We start from the raw sequence: 21,638 nt of genomic DNA, 5'->3' as shown, positions 1-21,638 counted from the left end.
GGACCTCGCCCAGAGGGTCACGGGGTGGGGCGCACTCCGACACCGGTGTAGACCGGCCACGAGTAGGCCCACACGTCCGGGTCGTGCATCGCCTCGCGCAGCGCGGTGAGCGCGGCGAGGTCCATGCCGCGGGCGAGCAGGCCGTCCTCGACCTGGCGGCTGATGCTGTCGTGCAGCAGCATTCCCGCCTCCCCACCGGCCCACAGCCGGTTGGTCACCCGCGCGGACACGTCCACCAGCCCGGCGTCGCGCATGGCGGCGGGGATCCGCCGCGCCCAGGCCGGGTCCATCCCGTTGCCCACCCCGATGCCGGTCAACGCGTCCTGGAACGCGGTGAACACCTCGGCCACCGGATCCGGTGCCACCACGAGCATGTCGCCGCGGCGGCTCGCGTCGCAGTCGGTGACCACCAGCACCCCGCCGGGCTTGAGCGCGGCCACCGCCCGCTCCAGCACCCGCTCCCGCCGCGGCAGGTGCATGAACAGGAACCGGGCGTGGATCAGGTCGTACCGGTCGCGGCCGAGGTCGGTCGTGTTGACGTCCCCCGCGACCACCGTCATGCCGTCGCGGGCGACCACGTGCTGCGGCTTCTCGTCGACGACGGTGACGTGCCCGGACGCGCCGAGGCGGTCGGCGAGCCACGCGGACACGGTCCCGGCGCCCGCGCCGAGGTCGAGGCACCGCCAGTCGTCGGCGATCCCGAGGTCGGCCAGCACGGCCGTGGTGTCGCCGTCCAGCATGGCCGCCAGCAGCCGGACCTGTTCGGCGGCGTCGACGGCGTCGTTGTCGAACAGGTACCCGCCGGTGTCCGCGCTCTCGGGCGCGGCGGTATCGGTGCTCCGCATCAGGATGGTGCCCTTCGACTGCCTTGGTGGTCAGGAGTCGCCCGGCGGCCGTTCGACCGGGCGACCCACAGTCAACCGGCCCGCCCGCGCGTCCCACATCGGCCGATGGCGGAGACCCGGCTCAACCTAGGACGAGGGACCGTCCACTCCGGACACTCGACGCACCGGCCGCGACCACAGGTCCGGCACACCGCCGGGCGGTACGACACGACTACGCCCCCGGTTCCGAGGAACCGGGGGCGCGGTCGCGGGGGGTGCGCCCGTCAGCGGCGCGGGCGGGGCAGGATGCGGCCCGCGCGGGAAGCCCTGCGCAGCAGCAGGACCGTGGGCACGAGGCAGACGAGCAGGGCCAGCAGGCTGGCCTCCGGGCCGAACGAGCCGCCCGTCACCACCGACGGACCGGAGAGGACGGCGTGCAGCAGGCCGTTGGGGACGTCGTTCGACCCCGACACCGCGATGCCGAAGATCCCGGCGTGGGTGAAGTTCCAGGCGAAGTGCAGGCCGATCGGGAACCACAGCGTCCGGGTCGCGGTGTAGGCCGCGGCCAGCATGGTGCCGCCGGTGAGACCGATCGCCAGCGCGCCCCACGGGGTGGCGTTGACGTTGACCAGGTGCGTCGCGCCGAACAGCAGCGAGGACACCACCAGCGAGACGACCGTGCCCGTGCGCTCCTCCAGGATGCGGAACAGCACCCCGCGGAACAGCACCTCCTCCATGGTGGCGACACTGGCCATCATCCCGATGAGGCCGAGGAACCCGGCGAACGAGCCCCACGACAGGTCGTCGAACCCGCCGAACACCAGGACGAGCAGCAGCACGGTGCAGAACAGCGCGAACCCGAGCAGCGCTCCCCTGCCCAGCCCCGACCACCGCTTCTCCGCCGCCAGCTCGGGCACGCTGTCGCGCACCTCGACGTGCCGGGTCAGCTTCTGGTAGCAGAGCACCCCGGCGGCGGCGAGCCCGAGCCCGATCGGCAGCGCCAGCAGCGGGAGGGGTGCGACGAGGGTGTCGATACCGACGACCGCGAGCATCACCACGAACAGCGACCCGAACAGGACGGGGAACCGGAAGCGGCGCAACCGGATCCTGCCCTCGGACAGCTCGACTGGTGTGGTGCTCTGCTCCGGCTGGACTTCGCGCTCCATGGTTCCGACTCCTGGGCTGCGGGGTGGACAACGACCTTGTGGCACAAAGGCTAGGGAGCGGGCCGACCCGCGGAATCCCGCTGGAGCGGACACTTCCGGGTAGCTCTCACGGGGGACAGGCCCGCCGCGGCCGGTGTGCGAAACACCCGCCGGAACCCGATCATCAGTGGAAGGTTCCCACCTCTTGCCCCCGCGGGAGCGCCCCTAGGTTTGGCCGGGGGACGACCGCACGGCGGCTGGCCGCCGGACCCGAGGCGGAAGGGGTGACCGACGTGGACGGGTTGATGCAGCCGCGGCCGCTGACCATCGCGCACATCCTGGAGCGCGCCGAGAAGCTGTACGCGCACAAGCACGTGACGACGGCCGGCGGCGAACGGCTGACCTACGCGGAGGTGGCCGACCACACCCGGCGCCTCGCCACCGCGCTGGACGCGCTCGGCGTCCCGGTCGGTGCCCGCGTCGCCACGTTCGCCGCCAACACCCGGCGCCACCTGGAGCTCTACCTCGCCGTGCCGGTCACCAAGCGGGTGCTGCACTCGGTCAACATCCGGCTCTCGCCGGAGCACCTCGAGTACATCGTCGAGCACGCCGAGGACGACGTGGTGTTCGTCGACCGGGCGCTGCTGCCCCGGATCTGGCCCAGCGCCGACCGGTTGCCGAAGGTGCGGCACTGGGTGGTGCTGCCCGACGACAGCGGCACGGAGATCCCGGAGGACCCCCGCGTCCTGGACTACGACGAGCTGGTCGCCGGTGCCGCCCCGTTCACCGGCTCGTTCGAGGACGCGTTCACGCTCGCGGACGAGAACCTGGCCTCCGGGCTGTGCTACACCTCCGGGACGACCGGACCGCCCAAGGGTGTGGTGTACAGCCACCGGTCGACGGTCCTGCACTGCCTGGGAACGCTCGCGGCCGGGTTCATCGGCCTGTGCGAGAGCGACGTCGTGATGCCGATCGTGCCCATGTTCCACGCCAACGCCTGGGGCCTGCCCTACGGCGCGATGATGACCGGAGCCTCGCTCGTCCTCCCCGGCCCCTCGGCGGACCCGACCCACCTGCTGCGCCTGATGGAGTCCGAGCGGGTGACCGTCGCGGGCGCGGTCCCCACGGTGTGGACGAGCCTGGTCCCCAGACTGCGCGACCACGACCTGGGCGCCACGCGGTTCCTGCTCGGCGGCGGCTCCGCCATCGCACCGGCGCTGTCGGAGACCTACCGGTCGGCGGTCGGCGTGCCCATCACGCATTCCTGGGGGATGACCGAGATCAGCCCCGTCGGGACCATCGGCGGCACCCGCACCCAGCACCAGGACGGCGGTGCCGAGCAGCAGGTGGCCGTGCGCGCGGCCCAGGGCCAGCCCCTGCCGCTGGTGAACGTGCGGATCGTCGACGTCGAGACGGGCCGGGAGCTGCCGCGCGACGGCCGGGCGATCGGCGAGGTGCAGGTGGCGGGTCCGTGGGTGGCGGGCGGCTACTTCCGGGTCGACGGCGGCACGAGCTTCACCGGCGACGGGTGGCTGCGCACGGGCGACCTGGCCACCATCGACGCCGAGGGCTACCTGCGGCTCGTGGACCGGATCAAGGACCTGATCAAGTCCGGCGGCGAGTGGATCTCCTCGGTCGAACTGGAGACGGCGATCTTCTCGCACCCCGACGTGGTCGAGGTCGCCGTGATCGCCCGCCCCGACCCGCGGTGGGTGGAACGCCCCGCCGCCTACGTCGTGCTGCGCGACGGCAGCGCGGCCACCGCCGAGGACCTCCTGCGGCACATCACGCCGATGGTCGCCAAGTGGTGGCTACCCGACGAGGTCGTCTTCATGTCCGCGCTGCCCAAGACCGGCACCGGCAAGCTGTCGAAGACCGCCCTGCGCGACGCGACGCGTATCGCCTGAGCGCACCGTGGCGTCCCTGTGGCGGTTGTCAAGCTGCAACGAAGGCGGGAACGGGCTCGGCGGCGACCTGCTTTCTCTGTTGGAGCACGGTTTTCAGGATGTCCGCGAGTCGGGGCAGGACCGTGTCGGCCGCGGTGGTGCCGGGAACGGTCACGGTCTGTTCGTCCAGCGCCGTCATGATCGAATCGACGAGCACCCATGCGGGGTGCGTGCGCGGCCGCGATCGCGGTGAGTGTGCGGCGGCCGGCCTTGGCGATGCCGGTCGGTCCGCCGCAGCGGGACAGGATCTCCAGCACCGCCGGGTGGCTGATCCTGGGGCCGATCGCGCGTTCCAGGGCGGGGTGGATACCGGTGAGCAGGCCGCGGATCCGGTTGGACAGTCGGGTGGCCTCGTCGGCCAGGTCGTCGTCGAACCCGACCAGTACGTCCAGTTCGGCCAGGGCGTCGTCGCCGACGTCGACCGTGCGCAGGGTGTGCGTGAGGGTGCGGGCGGGCGGCGGCAACCGGCAGCGGTCCGGCGATGCCACCAGGTCCGGTGACACCACCCCCGGATCATGCGTTCGACTGGGGGCGTCAGTCATGCCGGACCTGGCGACCACGGCTCCTTGTCAGGAGCAACGAAAAAGGCACCGGGGTAAGGGCGCCTCACGACGGCGCGGTCGCGATCGCCCTGAGCCGGTGCAGCCGCAGTCCGAGCTGCAGCTCCAGGTCGTCCTCGTGCCGCCGGTCGACGCCGAGCACGCTGCTCGCCCGGTCCAGCCGCTTGAGCAGCGTGTTGACGTGCACGTGCAGCGCCCGCGCCGTCGCGGCGACGTTGGTGCGGTGCAGGTAGTAGGCGCCCAGGGTGTGCACGAGGTCGGTGCCGCGCCGCCGGTCGTAGTCGAGCAGCGGGCCCACGGAGTCGGCGATGAAGCGGTCGAGCTCGTGGACCCGCTCGGTGTCGAAGATCATCGAGTACAGGGCGTACCGGCCGGTCGTGGTGCCCAGGTCGGTGTGCCCGATCGCCCGCACGACCGCGCCGCACCGGCTCGCCAGCGAGAAGGCGCGCGACCAGTCGTGGTTGACCGCCCGCTCCCCCACCACCACGACAGGTGCGCCCAGCGCGCGGCGCAGCCGGCGGTGGACGTCCTCCACGGTCCGGTCGTCCTCGGCGCTGGGCAGGATCATGGTGGCCTTGCCCAGGTGTTCGCCCGCCAGCCCCGAGCTGTCGCGGGCGATGTCGTGCAGGTGGCGCAGCAGATCGGTCGACGACAAGGCGTCGGACTCCACGACGAGGACGAGGTCGAGGCGGTCGGCGTCGATGTTGCGGGTCCTGGTGCGGGCGCGCTGGGCGGGGCTGATGCCGGGGCTGCCGACCATGAGCTCGGTCAGCAGCTCGCCGCTCATCCGCTCGCTGGCCTCGGCGACGGCCCGCTCCTTGAGGATGAGCAGCCCCAGGATGTGGGTGGCCCGCTCCAGGGTGCGCAGGTCCATGTCGTCCGGCACGCCGTGGTCCACCACCGCTTTCCGGCTCCACGCCAACGCGCCCAGGTAGCTGTCGCCCGCCCGGATCAGGGCCACGCTGCGGGCGACCCCGGCGGCGTCGACCGACGTGGCGCAACGGCCCGAGCGGTGGGCGTTCCCGATGGCGGCGGCCAGGTCCGCCTCCGACGGGGTCCGGCACGGGCTCTCCGAGGAGTGCCGCCGGACCAGCACGTCCCCGGTCCGGTCGACCAGCGTCACGCCGCCGCCCAGCTGGTCGGCCAACAGCTGCACGACGTCGCCGGGTGCCCCGCCCTCCAGCACCACACCGGTCAGGGCCTCGTGGATCGCCTGCGCCCGCTCGACCACGGCCACGTGCCCCTCGATCGCGCGGTACGCGATCCGCAGCTCCTCCAAGGCGGTCCGGCTGGCCTCGTAGAGGCGGGCGTTGTCCAGGGCGACCGCGGCGTGGTCGGCGAACGCGCTCAGCAGCGCGATCTCACCGGCCTGGAAGGACCGCTCGGAGCGGTCCGCGGCGAACAGCGCGCCCACCACCTCACCGCGGATCACCAGTGGCACGCCCAGAAGCGCGACCAGCGCCTCCGTGGTGACCAGGCGGTCGAAGTCCGGGTCGTGGGAGATGAGGGTCGAGGCGGCGTAGTCGCGCACCCAGTGCGGGCTGCGGGAGGCCAGCACCTTGCCGCCCAGCCCCACGTCCGCCGGTATGCACGCGGTGAGGAAGGAGGCGGAGATCGTCCCCTCCGACGCCTTGGCCGACAGCTTGCCGTCCGCCCCCACCAGGGACAGGTAGGTGAAGTCGGTGCCGATCAGCTCGTGCGCGTGGTGGACGATCGACTGCAGGACGTCGTCGAGCCCGCCCAGCGCGGTGAGCGACTTCGCGGTCGCGTACAACGACGCCAGCTCGCGCTGTCGGCGCACGAGAGCGCGCGACTCCGCCTCACGACCGGGATCGCTGGCCACAGTGCCATCCTCCCTCGGCATCGGGTGGGGGAAAGCCCCACCGAACAGGCCTGAGACGTGGGTGATCCAGACCTCAACCACAGGGTAACGGCGCCCTAACATGACCGTCATCACTTGCCTGAGCTATTGACGAAGGCGGCATGCATGGCAACCCCGATCGCCCAACCCGAGGAACAGTCGGGCCTCCCCGACGCCGCCCTGTCGACGACCCGTCGCCGGGCCTTCCGCAAGCTGCTGACCGTCGGGCTCGTCGGGAGCTCGATCGAGTGGTACGACTTCTTCCTCTACGGCACCGCGGCCGCGCTGGTGTTCCCCCGCGTGTTCTTCCCGCACTCCACGGCGCTGACGGGGACCCTGCTGGCGTTCAGCACGTTCTGGGCGGGCTTCGTGGCCCGGCCGATCGGCGGGGTGCTCGCCGGGCACTTCGGCGACAAGTACGGGCGCAAACCCGTCGTCGTCACCTGCCTGGCGGTCATGGGCGCCGCGACGTTCCTGATCGGCTGCCTGCCCAGCGCGGCGAGCGTCGGCGCGCTGGCCCCGACGCTGCTGGTCGTGCTGCGCTTCGTGCAGGGACTGGCCACCGGCGGCCAGTGGGGCGGCATCGTGCTGCTGCTGACCGAGTCCGCGAGTCCCAAGCGGCGCGGTTTCGCGGGCACGTTCGGGCAGACGAGCGTCCCGGTCGCCGTGATCATCTCGAACCTGATCTTCGTGGCCGCCAGCGGCCTGATGCCGAACGACGCGTTCCTCAGCTGGGGCTGGCGGATCCCCTTCCTGGTCAGCGTCGTGATGTTCGCGGTGGTCCTCTACATCCAGGCGAAGGTCGAGGACACCCCGGAGTTCCGCGAGCTGCAACGGGAGGTGTCGACGCCGGAGGCCGCGGTGGTCAGGGCGCCGCTGGCGAAGGTGGTCCGGAGCAAGTGGCGGACCATCCTGCTGGGCTGCGGGATGCTGTCGGCCACCAACAGCCTCTTCTACGTCAGCATCGCCGGACTCCTGAGCTACGGCACCAACTCCCTCGGCCTGCAGCGCAACTCGCTGCTCGCGGCCGTGCTGCTCAGCTCCGTGGCCATGCTCGTGGTCATCCCCTGGTCGGGCCACGTCTCGGACAGGGTGGGCCGCCGTCCGCTGATCCTGATCGGCGGACTGGGCGTCGCGCTCTGGGCGTTCCCGTACTTCGGGCTCGTCAACACCGCGTCGCTGCCGCTGATCTTCGTCGCCGTGGTGGTGGGCTTCGTGTTCCAGTGCCTCACCTACGGCCCGCTCGCGACCTACCTCGGCGAGCTCTTCGCGCCCAACGTCCGCTACTCGGGGGCGTCGCTGGCCTACCAGCTCTCCGCCATCATCGTCAGCGGCGGCACGCCGTTCCTGATGACGGCGCTCATCGCGAAGACCGGGAGCACCATCCCCGTCGCGGCCTACATCGCGGTCATGGGCCTGATCACGTTCGCCAGCGCGTGGTTCCTGCCCGAGACGAACACCGCCGAGATCCGCGAGGACCCGCTCGCCCTCCCCGGCTCGCACCTGCACCGCTGAGCGGTGCCGACCACGTGCCTACGAGATCCACGGAGGGACCAGCGTGAGCAGCACATCCGCAAGGGCCACGAGGAACCGCCGGGTCGCCGTGCTGGCCACCGCGCTCCTGGTGGCGGGCGTCGCCCGGTTCCCCGCCACCGCGACGGCCTCGGCCGAGGCCTCGACGGTTCCCGCCTGCGCCGGGCTGGACCAGCTGAGGATCCCGGCGTCGGTGATCAGCCTGCCGACGACCGGCGGCCGCGTCACGGCGGCCGTGGTCAAGACCGGGGTCGTCAGCGGGGTGGCGGTCGAGTACTGCCAGGTCGACGCCGACGTCTTCCCCGTCGACCCGGCCGCGCCGAGCATCAAGATGCGCGTGGACCTGCCGACCGGCTGGAACCGCAAGACGATGATGTTCGGCGGCGGCGGTTTCAACGGGACCATCCCCGACCTGACCGGGAACGTGCCCTTCGGCCCCGCGGACCAGCCCGCGCCCTTGGCACGGCGGTACGCGGTGCTCGCCAGCGACTCCGGCCACCAGCAGAGCCCCACGGCCGTCCCGTCGTTGGACGGGTCGTTCGGCGTCAACGACGAGGCCCTGCACAACTTCGCCGCCGGTGACGCGCTCAAGAAGACCTACGACGCCGCCCGGTTCATCATCCGGCACGGCTACGGGGCGACCCCCGTCAAGTCCTACTTCGCGGGAGGCTCGACTGGTGGCCGCGAGGCCCTGGAGGTCGCGCGCCGGTGGCCGCTGGCGTTCGACGGGGTGATCTCCGCCTTCCCCGCGTGGAACAACATGAGCGAGATCCTCGACCTGGGCTACCTCGCGCAGGTCCTGTCCCGCCCCGGCGCCTTCCCCGGTCCCGAGAAGCAGGGGATGCTCTACACCAGCGTCATCGCCGCGTGCGACGGCCTGGACGGCGTGCGGGACAACGTCGTGTCGAACCAGGGCGCCTGCCACTACGACCCCCGCGCCCTGCGCTGCCCCGACGGGGCGGACACCGGTCCGACCTGCCTGTCGGACGCGCAGATCGGGGCGGTCAAAGCCATGTCGACGCCGTTCAGGTGGCCGTACCGGATCGCCAGCGGCGAGACCTCCTACCCCGGCTTCCCGTTCCTGTCGGGCGCGGACATGCGCACCCCGTTCCTCGGGTTCGGCACGACCGCGCCCGCCAACCCCATGCCGGTGACGAGCGGCTACGGGTTGCAGTACTGGGAGCAGTGGGTCAGGTACTTCCTGACCCGCGATCCCGGCCACAACTCCCTCGACGTCGACCCGCGGCATCCGGGCAAGTGGCTCGACCGGATCAGCGCACTGTCCACGGTGGAGGACCGCAACAACGTCGACCTCCGCCCGTTCGCCCGCGCGGGCGGCAAGCTGATCCTGATGCACGGCTCCGCCGACGAGCTGGTCTCCCACCTCTCGACGAACGACTACTACCAGCGGGTCCGCGGTGTGCTGGGCCCCAGGGCGACCCACGAGGCCACCCGCTACTACGTCATCCCCGGCGCCAACCACGCGAACTTCGGCACACCGGCGTTCGCCGCGAGCTGGGACTCCCTCACCGCCCTCGAACGCTGGGTCGAGACGGGCCGAGCACCCCGCGACCCGGTCGTGACCGACGTCAACCACAACCGCACCAGGCCGCTGTGCGAGTACCCGGACTGGCCCCGGTACCGCGCGGGCGACCCGAACACCGCGTCCAGCTTCACCTGCGCGCACTGACGTCGGACCCGGAACCCGTTGCGCTGCCGGGCGCAACGGGTTCCGGTCCGGTGTGGACACCCACGGGAGTGGCCGGTGTCCGGTCGACCGCCACCGCTGTCGGTGACGCGCGGACCTCCGGTCGACCCTGCCGCACAGGCGGTTCCGTCACTCCGGCTTCTGGTCCAGTGTGGACAGCCAGGAGGCGATCTCCCGGCCGATCCGGTCACCGTGGTCCTCCTGGAGGTAGTGCCGCCCCTCGCCGAGGTGGATCGAGTGGCAGTTCTTGAGCCGCTCGGAGTACCACGCCGCCCGCTCGGGGGAGATCAGCGATCCGGGCGTGACCCAGAAGAAGACCTTCGGGAGGTCGGTGTCCAGCAGCCACTCGTGGTAAGCGCTTGCCATGGCCCAGGTGTCCGCCGGGTGGCCCGCGATCGGGAGCTCGTTGGGGAAGCGGTAGAGGGGTTCCCGGTGGGCGGGGTCCAGGAACGGCTGCCGGTACACGTCCAGCACGTCGTCCGGGAGACCGCCCACGACACCCGCGGGCAGCACCTGTTCGATGAAGCGGTTCTCCTCGACCAGCTGCCGCCGGCCGACCTCGGGGTCCCGGAAACCGCGGAAGACCGCGGCACCGGCCTCGCTCACGTCGAGCCAGGTCGGGATGGGCCGGATGAACTCCATCAGCACCAGCCCGCGCACCCGGTCCGGATGCCTGCGCGCCCAGTCCAGCCCGAGCGCGGAACCCCAGTCGTGCAGGACCAGCACGACGTCGCGCAGGTCGAGCGCGTCCATGAACGCCTCGAAGTACCGGGCGTGCTCCTCGACGCGGTAGCCCAGCCCCGGCTGGTCGGAGCGGCCCATGCCGATGAGGTCGGCGGCGACGCACCGCGCTCGGGGCGCCACCCGCGGGATGACGTCGCGCCACAGGTAGGACGAGGTGGGGTTGCCGTGCTGGAACACCACGGCCGCCCCCTGCCCCTCGTCGACGTAGGCCATCCGCGAACCGAGCACGGTGACCCGGTTCAGCTGTCGGGAGTCCACTGGTTCACTCCTTGTGGGATAGGGAAGTTCAGGACTCGGCGGGGGCCACCAGGACGGTGGTGAAGACCAGCCGCGTGAACGCCTCCAGCGCACGGGGGGCGCGCTCGACCTTCATCCGCAGCATGGCGCCCTGCCAGGCGGCGAGCAGGAACTCCGCCGTCTCGTCCGGATCGAGGTCCGCGCGGATGTCACCGGAGGCCTGTCCCGCCCTGATCGCCACCGCGAACGGCGCGGTCCACTCGGCGAAGATCGCGTCCAGCCGCTCCCGGATGGCCTCGCTCTGCTCGGTGGCCTCCAGGCTCATGTTGCCGATGAGGCAACCGTGCCGCCAGTCCCGTTCGGCCAGGAGTCCCGAGATGGTCCCGAAGTACGCCCGCAGCCGGTCGAGCGGCGGCCTCGACTCGTCGAGCAGCGTGCGGTCCACCACCTCGAGGATCGACTCGAAGTAGCGGGAGACGACCTCCAGCCCGAACGCCTCCTTGCTCGCGAAGTGGTTGGTGAACGACCCCTGGGGGACCTTCGCGTCGGCGACGATCGCGCGCACGCCCACGTGGTGGTAGCCGCCCCGGTGGAGCGTCTCCACGCCGGACTCGATCAGCTGGTCCTTCAGTGATGCCCGCGCCATGCCACTGACAATACGTTCGTACGTATTGGCCGTCAACCCGGCCGCGGCCGACCCGCGTTCGATGCCGTTCGTCGTAGTGGCAAAGGTTTTCACCACCTCCTGCCGACCGCTCGTTGACACCGGGGCGGGAACAGCGCGACTCTGCGAGCGGGTGAACCTGGAGGTTGCCGAGTGCCACGACGAAGTCTCGCTCTCGCCGTCCTGATCGCCATCGCACTGCCCTGCACCGCCACGGCGGCCACCGGCGGCGTGCCCGTGAGCCAGGACTCCGCCCTCTACCCCAGAGCTGTCTCCTTGGCGCACAACGGTTCCGCGAACGGCCGCGTGCTGCTCACCACCACCGGTTTCCCGTCGGCCGGGCCGGTCGGGGCGATCAGCGAGAGCGTCGACGGCGGGAGCACCTACCGCCGCGTCGGCTCCGTCTCCGACGACACCGCGGCCACCGGGCTGTGCTGCACCACTCTGTTCGAGCTGCCGCAGCGGATCGGCGCACTGGCCGAGGGCACCCTGCTGTGGGTGGGCAGCACCGGCCAGAACGGCACCGACCGCCGGATGGCGTTGCGCGTGTGGCGCAGCACCGACGTGGGGCGGACGTGGACCCTGCTGTCGACCGCCGTGCGCGCGGGCGGCACCGGCGGCCTGTGGGAGCCCGAGCTGTCCGTGGACTCCTCCGGCCGACTGGTGCTGCACTACGCCGACGAGGGCCAGGCAGGCCACAGCCAGGTGCTGTCCAGGGTGGTGAGCAGCGACGGCGTCACGTGGAGCCAGCGCACGACGACGGTCGCGGGCACCGCGGCCGGGCACCGACCGGGGATGCCCTCGGTGCGCCGCCTGCCCGGCGGCACCTACCTGATGGCCTACGAGGTGTGCGGGTACGGCGGCCAGTTCGACTGCGCGGTGCGCTACCGCACCTCGTCGGACGGCTGGTCGTGGGGCGACCCGGCCGACCTCGGTCCGGTGGCGCGCACCGGCGACGGCCGCTACCTCGTGGCGACACCCACCCTCGCCGTGACGCAGTCGGGCCGCGTTCTGCTTGCTGGACAACGGGTCCTGCTGTCCGACGGCCGGACCGCGCCCGCCAACGGGCTCGTCCTGTTCACCGCGGGCACGGCGCTGGGCACGTGGAGCACCGTGCCCACCCCGGTCGGCGTGGCGGGCGCGCGGGCGGGCGTGTGCCCCAACTACAGCCCCACCGTGGTCCCGCTGGAGGGCGACCGGATCGCGGAGGTGGCCACCGACGCGGGGTCGGACGGGACGTGCCGGGCGTACGCCGGGACCGCCGTGCTGCCACCCGCGACCGAGCGGACCGGCGCCCTGGTCGCCGTGGGCGGCACCTGCGTGGACGCCGCGGCCGGAGGTGTCCACAACGGCGACGCCGTGCAGCTCTGGACCTGCAACGGCGGGGCGGTGCAGCGCTGGACGTGGCGGCCCGACGGTTCCCTGGCCGTCAACGGCCGCTGCCTCGACCTCCCCGGCGGCACCCCGACCGCCGGTACGCAGCTGCAGATCTGGGACTGCAACGGACTCCCGCCGCAGCAGTGGCTGCACCGCGCGGACGGCACCCTGCTCAACCCCCTGTCCGGTCGCTGCCTGGACTCCCCCAACGGCGCCACCGCCGACGGCACCCGACTGCGCGTCTGGGACTGCAACGGCTCGACCGCGCAGCGCGTGACCGTGCGCTGAGCAGTCCCCGCGACGGACACCGCCGTCCGACCGACCGCACGAGCCCGACCCGGCCACCCGGCAGCGGGACCCGCTCGCCGGACCCGCCCCGGTCGGCGCGCCGGCGGGTCAGCACTCCCGGCAGCGGCGGACCCCGCCGTGGTGCTACCCGACCCGACCGGCTCGCAGCTCGGCGTAGTCCGGCAGTGGCCAGGCACCGCCGCGGTCCTCCTTCGCGAACCGGGCGGCGAGCTCGGGGAGCTTGAGGAACGTGCCCACCGCGCCCATGGTGCGCAGGGCGTTGATCCCGAACCTGCCCTGCGGGAACCCGAGTCGCAGGACCTTCGGGTTGACCTCGGCCTGCACGGTGTCGACGAAGGGCTGGAGCGCGGTCTGGTAGTCGGCGAACGCCGTCGGGATGTCGCCGGGGTTGCGGTTGAGCTCGCCCGCCAGGACGTAGGCGCCGACCAGTCCGGCGGAGGTCCCCATGCCGCTGTAGGGCGACGGGCAGTAGCCCGCGTCGCCGACGAGCGCGACCCGCCCGTCGGACCAGGTCGGGATCCGGACCTGCGCGACCTCCTGGGAGTAGAAGAACTCGGCCGTCTCCATGCCCGCGAGGAACCGCCCGGTCTGCCACCCGGCGTCGCGGAACCGGTCGGCCCAGAACCGCTTCTGCCGGTCGACCGGCCGGCGGTGGATCGCCGTGGCCTCCTCGGACCGCTCCCACAGCGCGAAGTAGACCTGGGTCTCGGTGGGGTTGTGGCTGCGCCGCATGATCATGCGGCCGCCGGGGGCGTTGTAGGTCTCCCTGAGGGCGTCGTCGGTCTCGTCGCGCGGGATGAACCAGTAGGCCATGTGGATCCCCACCGGCCAGTACGGGTCGGTGCCTACGGGCAGGAGGTCCCGCCGGACGCGCGAACCCTGTCCGTCGGCTCCGATCAGGACGTCGAACTCGTCGGTGGTCCCGTCGGAGAAGTGCGCGAGGACGCGGTCCGCGTTCTGCTCGAAGCTCTCGACGCCGGTGCCGAAGACGTACCGCGCGTCGTCCTTCGTGGCGTCGTGGAGGATGCGCACCAGGTCGCCGCGCATGATCTCGTACTCGGACGTCATGGTCTGGCGCCCCTTCCCCGACGTGTTGGCCATGACCGCACCCCAGCGCCTGCCCCGCTCGTCCACGAAGGCCACGCCCGGCTCGTGCACGAGCTTGTCGCGCACGGCGTCGAGCAGCCCCATGCGCTCGACCGCCTCGATCCCCTGCCCGCGCAGGTCGATCTGCGCGCCGGTGGCGCGCAGCACGGGGAAGCGCTCCACCACCACGACCTCGTGGCCACCCCGCACGAGCCAGTAGGCCGCGGCCTGACCGGCGATACCGCCACCGCAGACGAGGACCTTCAGCGAAGGCCCGGATGTCGCGTCCATGTGCGCCCCTTTCAGTGATAGGCAACTGGCGCCCAGCATCGCCTATCACTGATAGGTCGTCAAGGCCTATCGCTGATAGGCTGTCGGGGTGATGAAGTTGGACCGCGAGACCATCGTGAGCGAGGCGCTCACCCTCCTCGACGAGCTGGGGCTCGACGCGGTGAGCACCCGGCAGCTGGCCAAACGCCTTGGCGTGGAACAGCCTTCGCTCTACTGGCACTTCCGCAACAAGGCCTCGCTGCTCGACGCGATGGCCGAGGCCGCCGTCGCGGGCCACGCGACGACTCCCCTGCCCGCGCCCTCGGACGACTGGCGCGACTGGCTCGTGGAGAACTCGCGCAGCTTCCGGCGGGCGCTGCTGGCGCACCGCGACGGCGCGCGGCTGCACGCCGGGACCACACCGCAGGGCGTGGACCTCTCACGCGCGCTGCACAAGCTGGAGTTCCTGGTCTCCGCGGGGCTGCCCGAGCAGGACGCGCGGATCGCGATGCTCACCACGAGCCACTTCACCGTCGGCAGCGTGCTGGAGGAGCAGGCGGAGGCTGGTGACGACGCGGAGGGCCCCGGCCTCGACCGGACGGCGGCGTTCGAGGCGGGACTGGCGCTGATCATGGACGGCCTGGCCCAGCGCGCGGGCCACCTCCCGAAGCGGCGCCGCTGAGCCCCGGTCAGCGGGGACGGGTCGCGGCCTCCAGCAGGTGCCGCGTCCGAGGAGCCCGACGGCCGCGCCAGACCTCGTCGTCCTCCCGCGACCACGCGTACGCGGGGCGGCCGTCGTGGACCAGGTCGAGCAGTGCCGGTTCGTCGAGGTCGCGCGCGGCGTGCTCGTACAGCCCGGCGGCACGGGGCAGGATCACGCCGTAGTCGAGCAGGTGGCCCAGGTGGTTCTCGGCGTCCAGCAGGTCGCCGAGCCCGACGTCGTCGAGCGGGTACCGCGCGGGCAGGATGTTGCGCAGGGACAGGAACACGTCGGTCGCACGGCGGCGCGGGTCCCCGAGCAGGCGACCCACCGGGGCGAAGCGGCCCAGGGCGAGGCCGGGGTCGGACACCAGGCAGTCGGCGTAGAGGACCCGCAGCAGCGCGGCGTTCATGAAGAACCGCTCGGCGGTGTTCTCCAGGTCGGCCAGGCCGCGGTGGGCGAGGTACCCCGCGACGATGCTGGAGTTGTGGGCCCGGTACCAGGTCCGCACGGAGGGGTCGCGCAGGAAGCGCATCCACCGGTCCACCCGCGTGGAAGGGGCGGACCGGTCGTCCCCGCGCAGCCGGAGCTCCGCCTCCACCGTGTCGCGCAGCAGCTCCTCGTTGACCGCCCGCCACCACGGGCTGCCACCCGCGCCGGGCGGGCCGAGGACACCGCGGCGGATCTGCCACCGCATGAACGCCAGCTCCGCCCGCCGGTACGGCCGGATGCCCGCGGTGCCGTCGTAGAAGCGGGCGGCCAGTGCCAGCCGAGCCGCCGGGTCGTCGCGGACGGCCGCCACGACGGCCGCCGCCGCGGAACCGGCCCGACCCCCGTCCCGCGTGCGCGGGGTTCCGCTCCACCGGGTGCGCTCCGGCGAGTCGACCAGCAACACGATTCCCGCCCCCTTCGACTCGGCGCGTTCCGCGGTTACTCGCCCACCGGTGTGCCGCGGCCGGTCCCGATCTTCCGGACGATGTCGTCGCCGAAGAGCCTCGTCTCCTCCACCGTGTGGGAGCGGATGGCCGGACCGAGCAGGGACAGGGCGCCGAGCACGCGCAGCAGCGGGTTCATGGTCAGCTCGACGGTGCAGCGGAACTCGGAGGTCTCCGCGTCGCGGGCGGTCGCCGACATCGTCCAGCGGACCTGGATGGTCGCCGGGACGAGGTGGAACAGGTACACCCGGCTGCGCCTGGACAGCATCTCCACGCGGGACGGCTCCGCCGAGACCTCCTGGTAGTGCTGGACGATGAGGTGTCCGCCGATGGCCTCGACGTTGACCGTGCCGCGGACGCCGTCCTGGACGAACGTCCCCGCGGCGCGGTGCCCCCGCGCGCAGGCCTGGTACTCCGCGTCGGTGAGCCCGAAGAGCCATTCCTCCAGGTCCACGCGGTCGGCAGGTGCGTCGAGGACCGCGGTTCCGGTGTGCTTCATGTCTTTCACCCTTCCGGTCGAGTGGAGGTCGTTGTCGCGAAGAGCATCACTAAACGACCGTTAGGCGAACAGTAGCGGCAAGACAAACAGTTGTAAAGTGATGCCGTGGAACGCACTCGCAAACCCAATCCCCGAGGGGCGGGCGGCGGTCTGCGCGAGGAGGTCGTCGACGCCGCCCTCCGCCTCGTGGAGGCCACTCCCGACCCGTCCGGCATCACCCTGCGGGGAGTGGCGCGCGAGGCCGGGATCACCGCACCCTCGATCTACCCGCACTTCGCCAACCTCGGCGCCGTCCTGACCGCCGTGGTCGACCGGGCCTTCGAACGGCTGCACTCGACCCTCGATGAGGCGCGCACCGGGAACGACGACCCGGCCGCACGCCTGCGCGCGCTGTGCCGGGCGTACGCCGCCTTCGCCGTGGCCAACCCCCGGCTCTACGGCCTGATGTTCACCCAGGACAAGGTGTTCCTCCTCCGACAGCCGGAGGCCGGACCGCTGCCGCCGAAGTCGGTCGCCACCATGCCCGGCGCCCACGCCTTCGACCTGCTCGTCCGGACCGTCGCCGCCTGCGTCGAGGCGGACAGGTCGACCAGCACCGATCCCACGCGCGACGCGACCCTGCTGTGGACCGCGCTGCACGGCTACGTCACCCTGCCGCACTCCACTGCCGACTTCCCGTGGCCGTCACGCGACAGCGTGCTCGACCAGTACGCCGACCGCCTCGCCCTCCTCACCCCGTGAGACCGTCCGTTCGGAAACCGGACGACCTCGCCGACGGCGGAGTTCAGCGCGCCGAGCCCGTCAGCAGGTACCGCTCGTCGGAGGTGGGACCACCCCACAACCGGGGGTCGACCAGCGGGTGCACGGCGACGTCGTCGAAGTGCTCCTCCACGAGCCCCCGGCAGTCGGCGGCACCCATCCCCGCGCCCGTCGTCCACAGGCCTTCGACCAGGACCAGACGATCACCAGGTCGCAGGAGCCCCGCCCACCGGGCCAGCGCGGCGCCCGGACGCGGCAGCGCCCACAGCACATGCCGCGCGAACGCCACGTCGAACGACGCGGGCGCGAACGGCGGTGACGCGGCATCACCCTGCCGGACACCGACCGCCAGACCGGCACCGGCCAGCTTCGCCCTCGCCGCGGCGACCATCCGACCGGACAGGTCGACCCCGTGCACGTCGTAGCCCGCTTGGGCCAGCAGCAAGGCGACACTGCCCGTCCCGCACCCCAGGTCCACGACCCGTGCCGGCACCGGCGGCATCGCTGGAAGCAGCACGCCACTCCACGCGGCCCGGACTTCCGGGTCGAGAAGCCCGTGATCGGGCTCCTCGTCGAAGCTCGCGGCCTGACCGTCCCAGAACCCCTGCACCTCGCTGGTCATGAGCGCCATCATGCCGAGGGCGCCCCGTAATCTGACGCCCCATGTCGGAGATCCGCCGGTCCGCACCGCCCGAGGAGCACAGGACGCCCCAGGGCGGGGGTCGGATTCCGCACGGCTACCACCTCGACTCCCACTCGCACCCCGACGGCCAGCTCGTCTACGCGGCCGCGGGGGCGTTCGCGACCACGACGGAGCACGGGACGTGGGTCGCGCCCGCCAACCGGGTCACCTGGACGCCGCCGGGTTTCGCGCACTCCCACCGCTTCTACGGCGACACCGACGCCCGGCTCCTCGCCATCCCGGCCGACGAGTGCTCCGCGCTCTCGCCGCTGCCCGGCGTGTTCGCGGTGAGCCCGCTGGTGCGCGAGGCGCTACTCGCGTTGACCGGCCGGAGCACGAGGTCGCCCGAGGCCGTGCGGCGGCTGCGCGGAGTGGTGGTCGACGAGCTCGTCGAGACGCCCGAGCAGTCGTTGCACCTGCCCGAGCCGCGCGACGACCGGCTGCACGCGGTCACCGACCTGCTGCGCGCCGACCCCGGCCGGGACACGACGCTGGCCGGGCTGGGGCGTTCGGTCGGAGCGAGCGAACGCACGTTGAGCCGCCTCTTCCAGGCCGACCTCGGGATGGGTTTCCAGCGCTGGCGCACGGTCCTGCGCATCCACCACGCCATCGTCCACCTCACCGACGGCCGGTCGGTGACCGAGACCTCGATCGCGTGCGGGTGGTCCAACCCGTCCACGTTCATCGAGACGTTCGCCATGATCGTCGGCCAGACGCCGGGCCGGTACCAGGCCGGGCTGCACACCCGCGGCGGATGACGCCCGCGGCACGTTGGCGGGTTTTCCTTATCCCGTGACCTGTTGTCGGTGGTCGGCAACCGCCCGTGGGGAGCACGGTGGTGTCCGACGGCGGGGACCACCACTCCCCCGTCGGGCCGAACACCTCTTCACGGAACGGAAAACCTGATGCCGGAGAACGAGAACACCACCGTCGTCGTCGTGGGCGGCGGAGTCGCCGGACTCACCCTCGGCATGTTCCTGCTGCGCCGCGGAGTCGCGTGCACGATCCTCGAGAAGCACGATCGGGAGCACGTGGAGAACCGGCAGCGAGCCGGTGCCCTCGACGCGAGCGGCGTGCGCATGCTCCGGAAATGGGGAGTCGACGAGGTCCTGGAGGACGTCGGCGGCGGTCACGGCGACGCGGAGCTGCCGCTGCTGGTCGACGGCGAGAAGCGGTTCTGGAGGAGGGACGAGGACGACGCCGAGTCCGTCTTCTGCCCGCAGCAGGTCCTCGTCCGGAACCTGGTGGCGCTGTTCCTCAAGGAGGGCGGCGACCTCCGGTTCGGGTCCGCGGACATCACCATCCACGGCATCGACACCGAACGTCCCGTCGTGCGCTACCGCGACCCCGCCGGGTCGGCGAAGGCGATCGGCTGCGAGTTCGTCGCCGGGAGCGACGGCTACCACGGCGTCAGCAGGACGGTGATCCCCGAGGACGTCCTCACCTGCTCCGCGCACGAGTTCGGGTACGCGTGGCTGAGCATCCTGGCCGGGGTGCCCGCGAACCCGCCCGCGGTGATGGCGGTGCACTCCCGCGGTTTCGCGGCGCAGATCACCAGGGGCCCCGAGGCCAGTCGCGTCTACCTTCAGTGCCCGGTGACCGACACCGTCGACCAGTGGCCGGACGAGCGGATCTGGACCGAGCTGGAGACCCGGTTCGGGGAGCAGCCCGTGGTGAGGGGCCCGATCGCGGGCAAGCAGGTCGTGCCACTGCGCGGGGTGGTGTTCAGCCCGATGACCCACGGCAGGCTGCACCTCCTCGGGGACGCCGCCCACCTCATCTCCCCCATGAGCGCCGAGGGCATGAGCCTGGCCCTGCACGACGCCGAACTGCTCGCGCTCGCGGTGGTGAAGCACGTCGACGAGGGCGACTCCAGCCTGCTCCAGGGCTACTCCGACACCTGCCTCGCCCACGTCTGGGAGCGCCAGGCCTCCGCGGTCTGGATGACCGAGACGATGCACGAGTCCGGTGACTCCTCGTCCACGGGCGAGTTCCGCAAACGGGTCGCACGGGCGAACCTGGAGAACCTGGTGCGGCCGCGCGACACCGCGGCGGGCTGACCGGAGCACCACGCCCACCGCACGCCGGTGTGCGGTGGGTGGTCCGTCCCCGCCCGCTTCCTTTGTGGAGCGAGGTGCGACCCGTGTGTACTGTCGATCACGGCACTCCTTCCGCCTTCCGCAGCGGGATTGGCGGCGCTCGCGCGACCACGCGCGATGATCCTTCGTGAGGGAAACCGTGACAGTTGTTCCGATCAGACTCCTCGGAGACCCCGTGCTCCGCCAGGCCGCGCAGCCTGTCGAGACGTTCGACGCGGAACTGCGGCGACTTGTCGCCGATCTGCGGCAGACGCTGGACGACAGCAACGGCGCGGGACTGGCCGCGCCGCAGATCGGTGTCGGTCTGCGGGTCTTCGCCATCCACCCCAAGCTCTCCGACGGCGAGCTCGACCACCTGGTCAACCCCCAGCTCACCTTCCCGGACGAGGACGAGCAGGACGGCATCGAGGGCTGCCTGTCCATCCCCGGCGTCTACCTCGACACGAAGCGCCGGATGAACGTCACCGCCAAGGGTTTCAACGTCCACGGCGACCCGGTGCAGATCGTCGGTTCCGGGCTGCTCTCGCGGTGCGTCCAGCACGAGACCGACCACCTGGACGGGGTGCTCTTCCTCGACCGGCAGGACGTGGAGGGGCAGCGGCGGATCATGTCGACCCTGCGCGCGGCGTCCTGGTTCGACGAGGTCGGCGGCCCGGAGCCGGTCGTCAAGGTCAGTCCGCACTGACCCCGCGAGCCCGACCCTGGTCCGCCGCACAGTCCGACGGCGTCCGGTTCGGCCGATCGGACAACGTCCGCCACGGGAACAGCGCCGACAATCGGACTCGGTCCGACCGCCGACACCCGCCAGCGAGGAGCCGACAGTGAAGGTCTACATCTCGGTCGACATGGAGGGCGTCGCGGGCATCGCGACGCTGGACCAGGTCCTCCGCGGCGGCTCCGGCTACCCCCGCGCCCAGGAGCTGATGACCGGGGAGGCGAACGCCGCCATCGCGGGCGCCTTCGACGGCGGCGCGACGAGCGTCGTCGTCAACGACTCCCACGGGACGATGGACAACCTGGTCCACGAGCACCTCGACCCCCGTGCCCGCCTGGTCTTCGGCACGCCCAAGGCGCAGTGCATGGCCGAGGGCCTGACCGAGGACTGCGGCGTGGCGCTGTTCGTCGGCTACCACGCGCCCGCGGGTGCGCCGGGCGTGCTGGCGCACACCTTCTCGGCGTACTTCGGCGAGGTCCGGATCAACGGGGTGAGCGTGTCGGAGGCGGAGGTCAACGCGCTGTACGCCAACTCGCTCGGAGTCCCGGTCGGTCTGGTCACCGGCGACGACGTGATCGGCGAGATCGCCGCGAAGGCGTTCCCGGACGCCCGCGTCGTCACCGTCAAGACCTCGCGCGGGTTCTCGGCCGTCGACTCGCTCGCCCCGTCGGTCGCCAGGGACCTCATCCGCGAGGCCACCGCCGCCGCGGTCGCCGGAGTCGCGGTCGCCGGTGCCGCGGGAGCGCCCTGTCCGGACCTGCCGTCCTCGTTCCGCGTCGAGGTCGACATGCCGTCACCGGTGGCCGCCGAGCTCGCCGCGGGCATCCCCGGCTGCGACCGCACGGCCGACCGCACGGTGTCGGTCACCGTGGCCTCGGCGGACGAGGTGCAGGGCCTGATCATGGTGCTCTACGAGCTCGCGGCGAGCAGCGAGCGCACCCGCCAGGCGATCGCGAACCGCCGTTAGGACCGCGGGCGGAGTCCA

19 protein-coding genes and 1 pseudogene are annotated in these 21,638 nt (G+C 72.0%); 10 read left to right on the top strand and 10 right to left on the bottom strand.

What is annotated here, in order from left to right; all coding sequences use genetic code 11:
• Window positions 1-17: 17 nt before the first annotated feature.
• Together CLV43_RS33755 and CLV43_RS33750 are read right to left on the bottom strand one after the other, a co-directional pair.
• Window positions 18-845 (bottom strand): methyltransferase, encoded by an 828-nt coding sequence (locus CLV43_RS33755; protein ID WP_106192383.1) that lies wholly within the window; start codon window positions 843-845, stop codon window positions 18-20.
• Between the two features lie 263 nt (window positions 846-1,108).
• The gene (locus CLV43_RS33750; protein WP_106192381.1) at window positions 1,109-1,990 is read right to left on the bottom strand and encodes a CPBP family intramembrane glutamic endopeptidase; all 882 of its coding nucleotides are present in this window, start codon (window positions 1,988-1,990) and stop codon (window positions 1,109-1,111) included.
• A 272-nt stretch (window positions 1,991-2,262) separates the two neighbouring features.
• Between CLV43_RS33750 and CLV43_RS33745 the strand changes: the two genes are divergently transcribed.
• A complete protein-coding gene (locus tag CLV43_RS33745) occupies window positions 2,263-3,876 on the top strand; it encodes a long-chain fatty acid--CoA ligase (protein ID WP_106192526.1) in 1,614 nt (537 codons plus the stop codon).
• A 55-nt stretch (window positions 3,877-3,931) separates the two neighbouring features.
• Here the strand turns inward: CLV43_RS33745 and CLV43_RS33740 are convergent.
• Window positions 3,932-4,367 (bottom strand): annotated as a pseudogene (locus CLV43_RS33740) (IS110 family transposase); the annotation flags it as partial.
• 154 nt (window positions 4,368-4,521) lie between these two features.
• Complete coding sequence (locus tag CLV43_RS33735; protein WP_245887169.1) at window positions 4,522-6,318, bottom strand: helix-turn-helix domain-containing protein; 1,797 nt, start codon at window positions 6,316-6,318, stop codon at window positions 4,522-4,524.
• Between the two features lie 144 nt (window positions 6,319-6,462).
• Between CLV43_RS33735 and CLV43_RS33730 the strand changes: the two genes are divergently transcribed.
• On the top strand, window positions 6,463-7,851 hold the full coding sequence (locus CLV43_RS33730; protein WP_106192380.1) for an MFS transporter: 1,389 nt from the start codon (window positions 6,463-6,465) through the stop codon (window positions 7,849-7,851).
• Between the two features lie 109 nt (window positions 7,852-7,960).
• Window positions 7,961-9,559: a tannase/feruloyl esterase family alpha/beta hydrolase gene (locus tag CLV43_RS33725; RefSeq protein WP_425445786.1), complete on the top strand. Its 1,599-nt coding sequence runs from the start codon at window positions 7,961-7,963 to the stop codon at window positions 9,557-9,559.
• A 147-nt stretch (window positions 9,560-9,706) separates the two neighbouring features.
• On the opposite strand, the gene CLV43_RS33720 is transcribed toward CLV43_RS33725, so the two are convergent.
• Both CLV43_RS33720 and CLV43_RS33715 read right to left on the bottom strand, forming a co-directional pair.
• Window positions 9,707-10,579, bottom strand: coding sequence for a haloalkane dehalogenase (locus CLV43_RS33720; RefSeq protein WP_211304685.1), 873 nt, complete (start codon window positions 10,577-10,579; stop codon window positions 9,707-9,709).
• A gap of 28 nt (window positions 10,580-10,607) precedes the next feature.
• A complete protein-coding gene (locus CLV43_RS33715; RefSeq protein WP_106192378.1) occupies window positions 10,608-11,204 on the bottom strand; it encodes a TetR/AcrR family transcriptional regulator in 597 nt (198 codons plus the stop codon).
• Between the two features lie 171 nt (window positions 11,205-11,375).
• Between CLV43_RS33715 and CLV43_RS33710 the strand changes: the two genes are divergently transcribed.
• Window positions 11,376-12,887 carry a sialidase family protein gene (locus CLV43_RS33710; RefSeq protein ID WP_106192377.1) on the top strand — a complete coding sequence of 504 codons (1,512 nt, stop codon included), beginning with the start codon at window positions 11,376-11,378 and terminating at the stop codon, window positions 12,885-12,887.
• Between the two features lie 144 nt (window positions 12,888-13,031).
• Here CLV43_RS33710 and CLV43_RS33705 read toward each other — a convergent pair whose 3' ends face one another.
• Window positions 13,032-14,285, bottom strand: a complete 1,254-nt coding sequence (locus CLV43_RS33705; RefSeq protein ID WP_106192375.1) for an FAD-dependent monooxygenase — start codon at window positions 14,283-14,285, stop codon at window positions 13,032-13,034.
• A gap of 91 nt (window positions 14,286-14,376) precedes the next feature.
• Here CLV43_RS33705 and CLV43_RS33700 point away from each other — a divergent pair, with 91 nt between their 5' ends.
• Window positions 14,377-14,946, top strand: a complete 570-nt coding sequence (locus CLV43_RS33700; RefSeq protein ID WP_106192373.1) for a TetR/AcrR family transcriptional regulator C-terminal domain-containing protein — start codon at window positions 14,377-14,379, stop codon at window positions 14,944-14,946.
• A 7-nt stretch (window positions 14,947-14,953) separates the two neighbouring features.
• On the opposite strand, the gene CLV43_RS33695 is transcribed toward CLV43_RS33700, so the two are convergent.
• Together CLV43_RS33695 and CLV43_RS33690 are read right to left on the bottom strand one after the other, a co-directional pair.
• Window positions 14,954-15,859 (bottom strand): hypothetical protein, encoded by a 906-nt coding sequence (locus CLV43_RS33695; protein ID WP_245887167.1) that lies wholly within the window; start codon window positions 15,857-15,859, stop codon window positions 14,954-14,956.
• A 35-nt stretch (window positions 15,860-15,894) separates the two neighbouring features.
• Window positions 15,895-16,398: a hypothetical protein gene (locus tag CLV43_RS33690; protein WP_106192371.1), complete on the bottom strand. Its 504-nt coding sequence runs from the start codon at window positions 16,396-16,398 to the stop codon at window positions 15,895-15,897.
• A 105-nt stretch (window positions 16,399-16,503) separates the two neighbouring features.
• On the opposite strand from CLV43_RS33690, the gene CLV43_RS33685 reads away from it, so the two are divergent.
• Window positions 16,504-17,139: a TetR/AcrR family transcriptional regulator gene (locus CLV43_RS33685; protein ID WP_106192370.1), complete on the top strand. Its 636-nt coding sequence runs from the start codon at window positions 16,504-16,506 to the stop codon at window positions 17,137-17,139.
• A 43-nt stretch (window positions 17,140-17,182) separates the two neighbouring features.
• Here the strand turns inward: CLV43_RS33685 and CLV43_RS33680 are convergent, their stop codons facing one another.
• Complete coding sequence (locus tag CLV43_RS33680) at window positions 17,183-17,779, bottom strand: class I SAM-dependent methyltransferase (RefSeq protein ID WP_106192517.1); 597 nt, start codon at window positions 17,777-17,779, stop codon at window positions 17,183-17,185.
• Between the two features lie 41 nt (window positions 17,780-17,820).
• On the opposite strand from CLV43_RS33680, the gene CLV43_RS33675 reads away from it, so the two are divergent.
• From CLV43_RS33675 to CLV43_RS33660, 4 genes are all read left to right on the top strand, one after another.
• Entirely contained in the window at window positions 17,821-18,597 is a 777-nt protein-coding gene (locus tag CLV43_RS33675; protein WP_106192368.1) for a helix-turn-helix domain-containing protein, read from the top strand.
• 147 nt (window positions 18,598-18,744) lie between these two features.
• Window positions 18,745-19,899: a 4-hydroxybenzoate 3-monooxygenase gene (locus CLV43_RS33670; RefSeq protein ID WP_106192366.1), complete on the top strand. Its 1,155-nt coding sequence runs from the start codon at window positions 18,745-18,747 to the stop codon at window positions 19,897-19,899.
• Between the two features lie 166 nt (window positions 19,900-20,065).
• Window positions 20,066-20,623 (top strand): peptide deformylase, encoded by a 558-nt coding sequence (def, locus tag CLV43_RS33665; RefSeq protein WP_342749832.1) that lies wholly within the window; start codon window positions 20,066-20,068, stop codon window positions 20,621-20,623.
• Between the two features lie 136 nt (window positions 20,624-20,759).
• The gene (locus CLV43_RS33660) at window positions 20,760-21,620 is read left to right on the top strand and encodes a M55 family metallopeptidase (protein WP_106192363.1); all 861 of its coding nucleotides are present in this window, start codon (window positions 20,760-20,762) and stop codon (window positions 21,618-21,620) included.
• Window positions 21,621-21,638 lie beyond the last annotated feature (18 nt).

The organism is Umezawaea tangerina (genome assembly GCF_003002815.1).
GTDB classification, from domain to species: Bacteria; Actinomycetota; Actinomycetes; order Mycobacteriales; family Pseudonocardiaceae; genus Umezawaea; species Umezawaea tangerina.
This window is presented reverse-complemented; position numbering and strand designations above follow the sequence as displayed.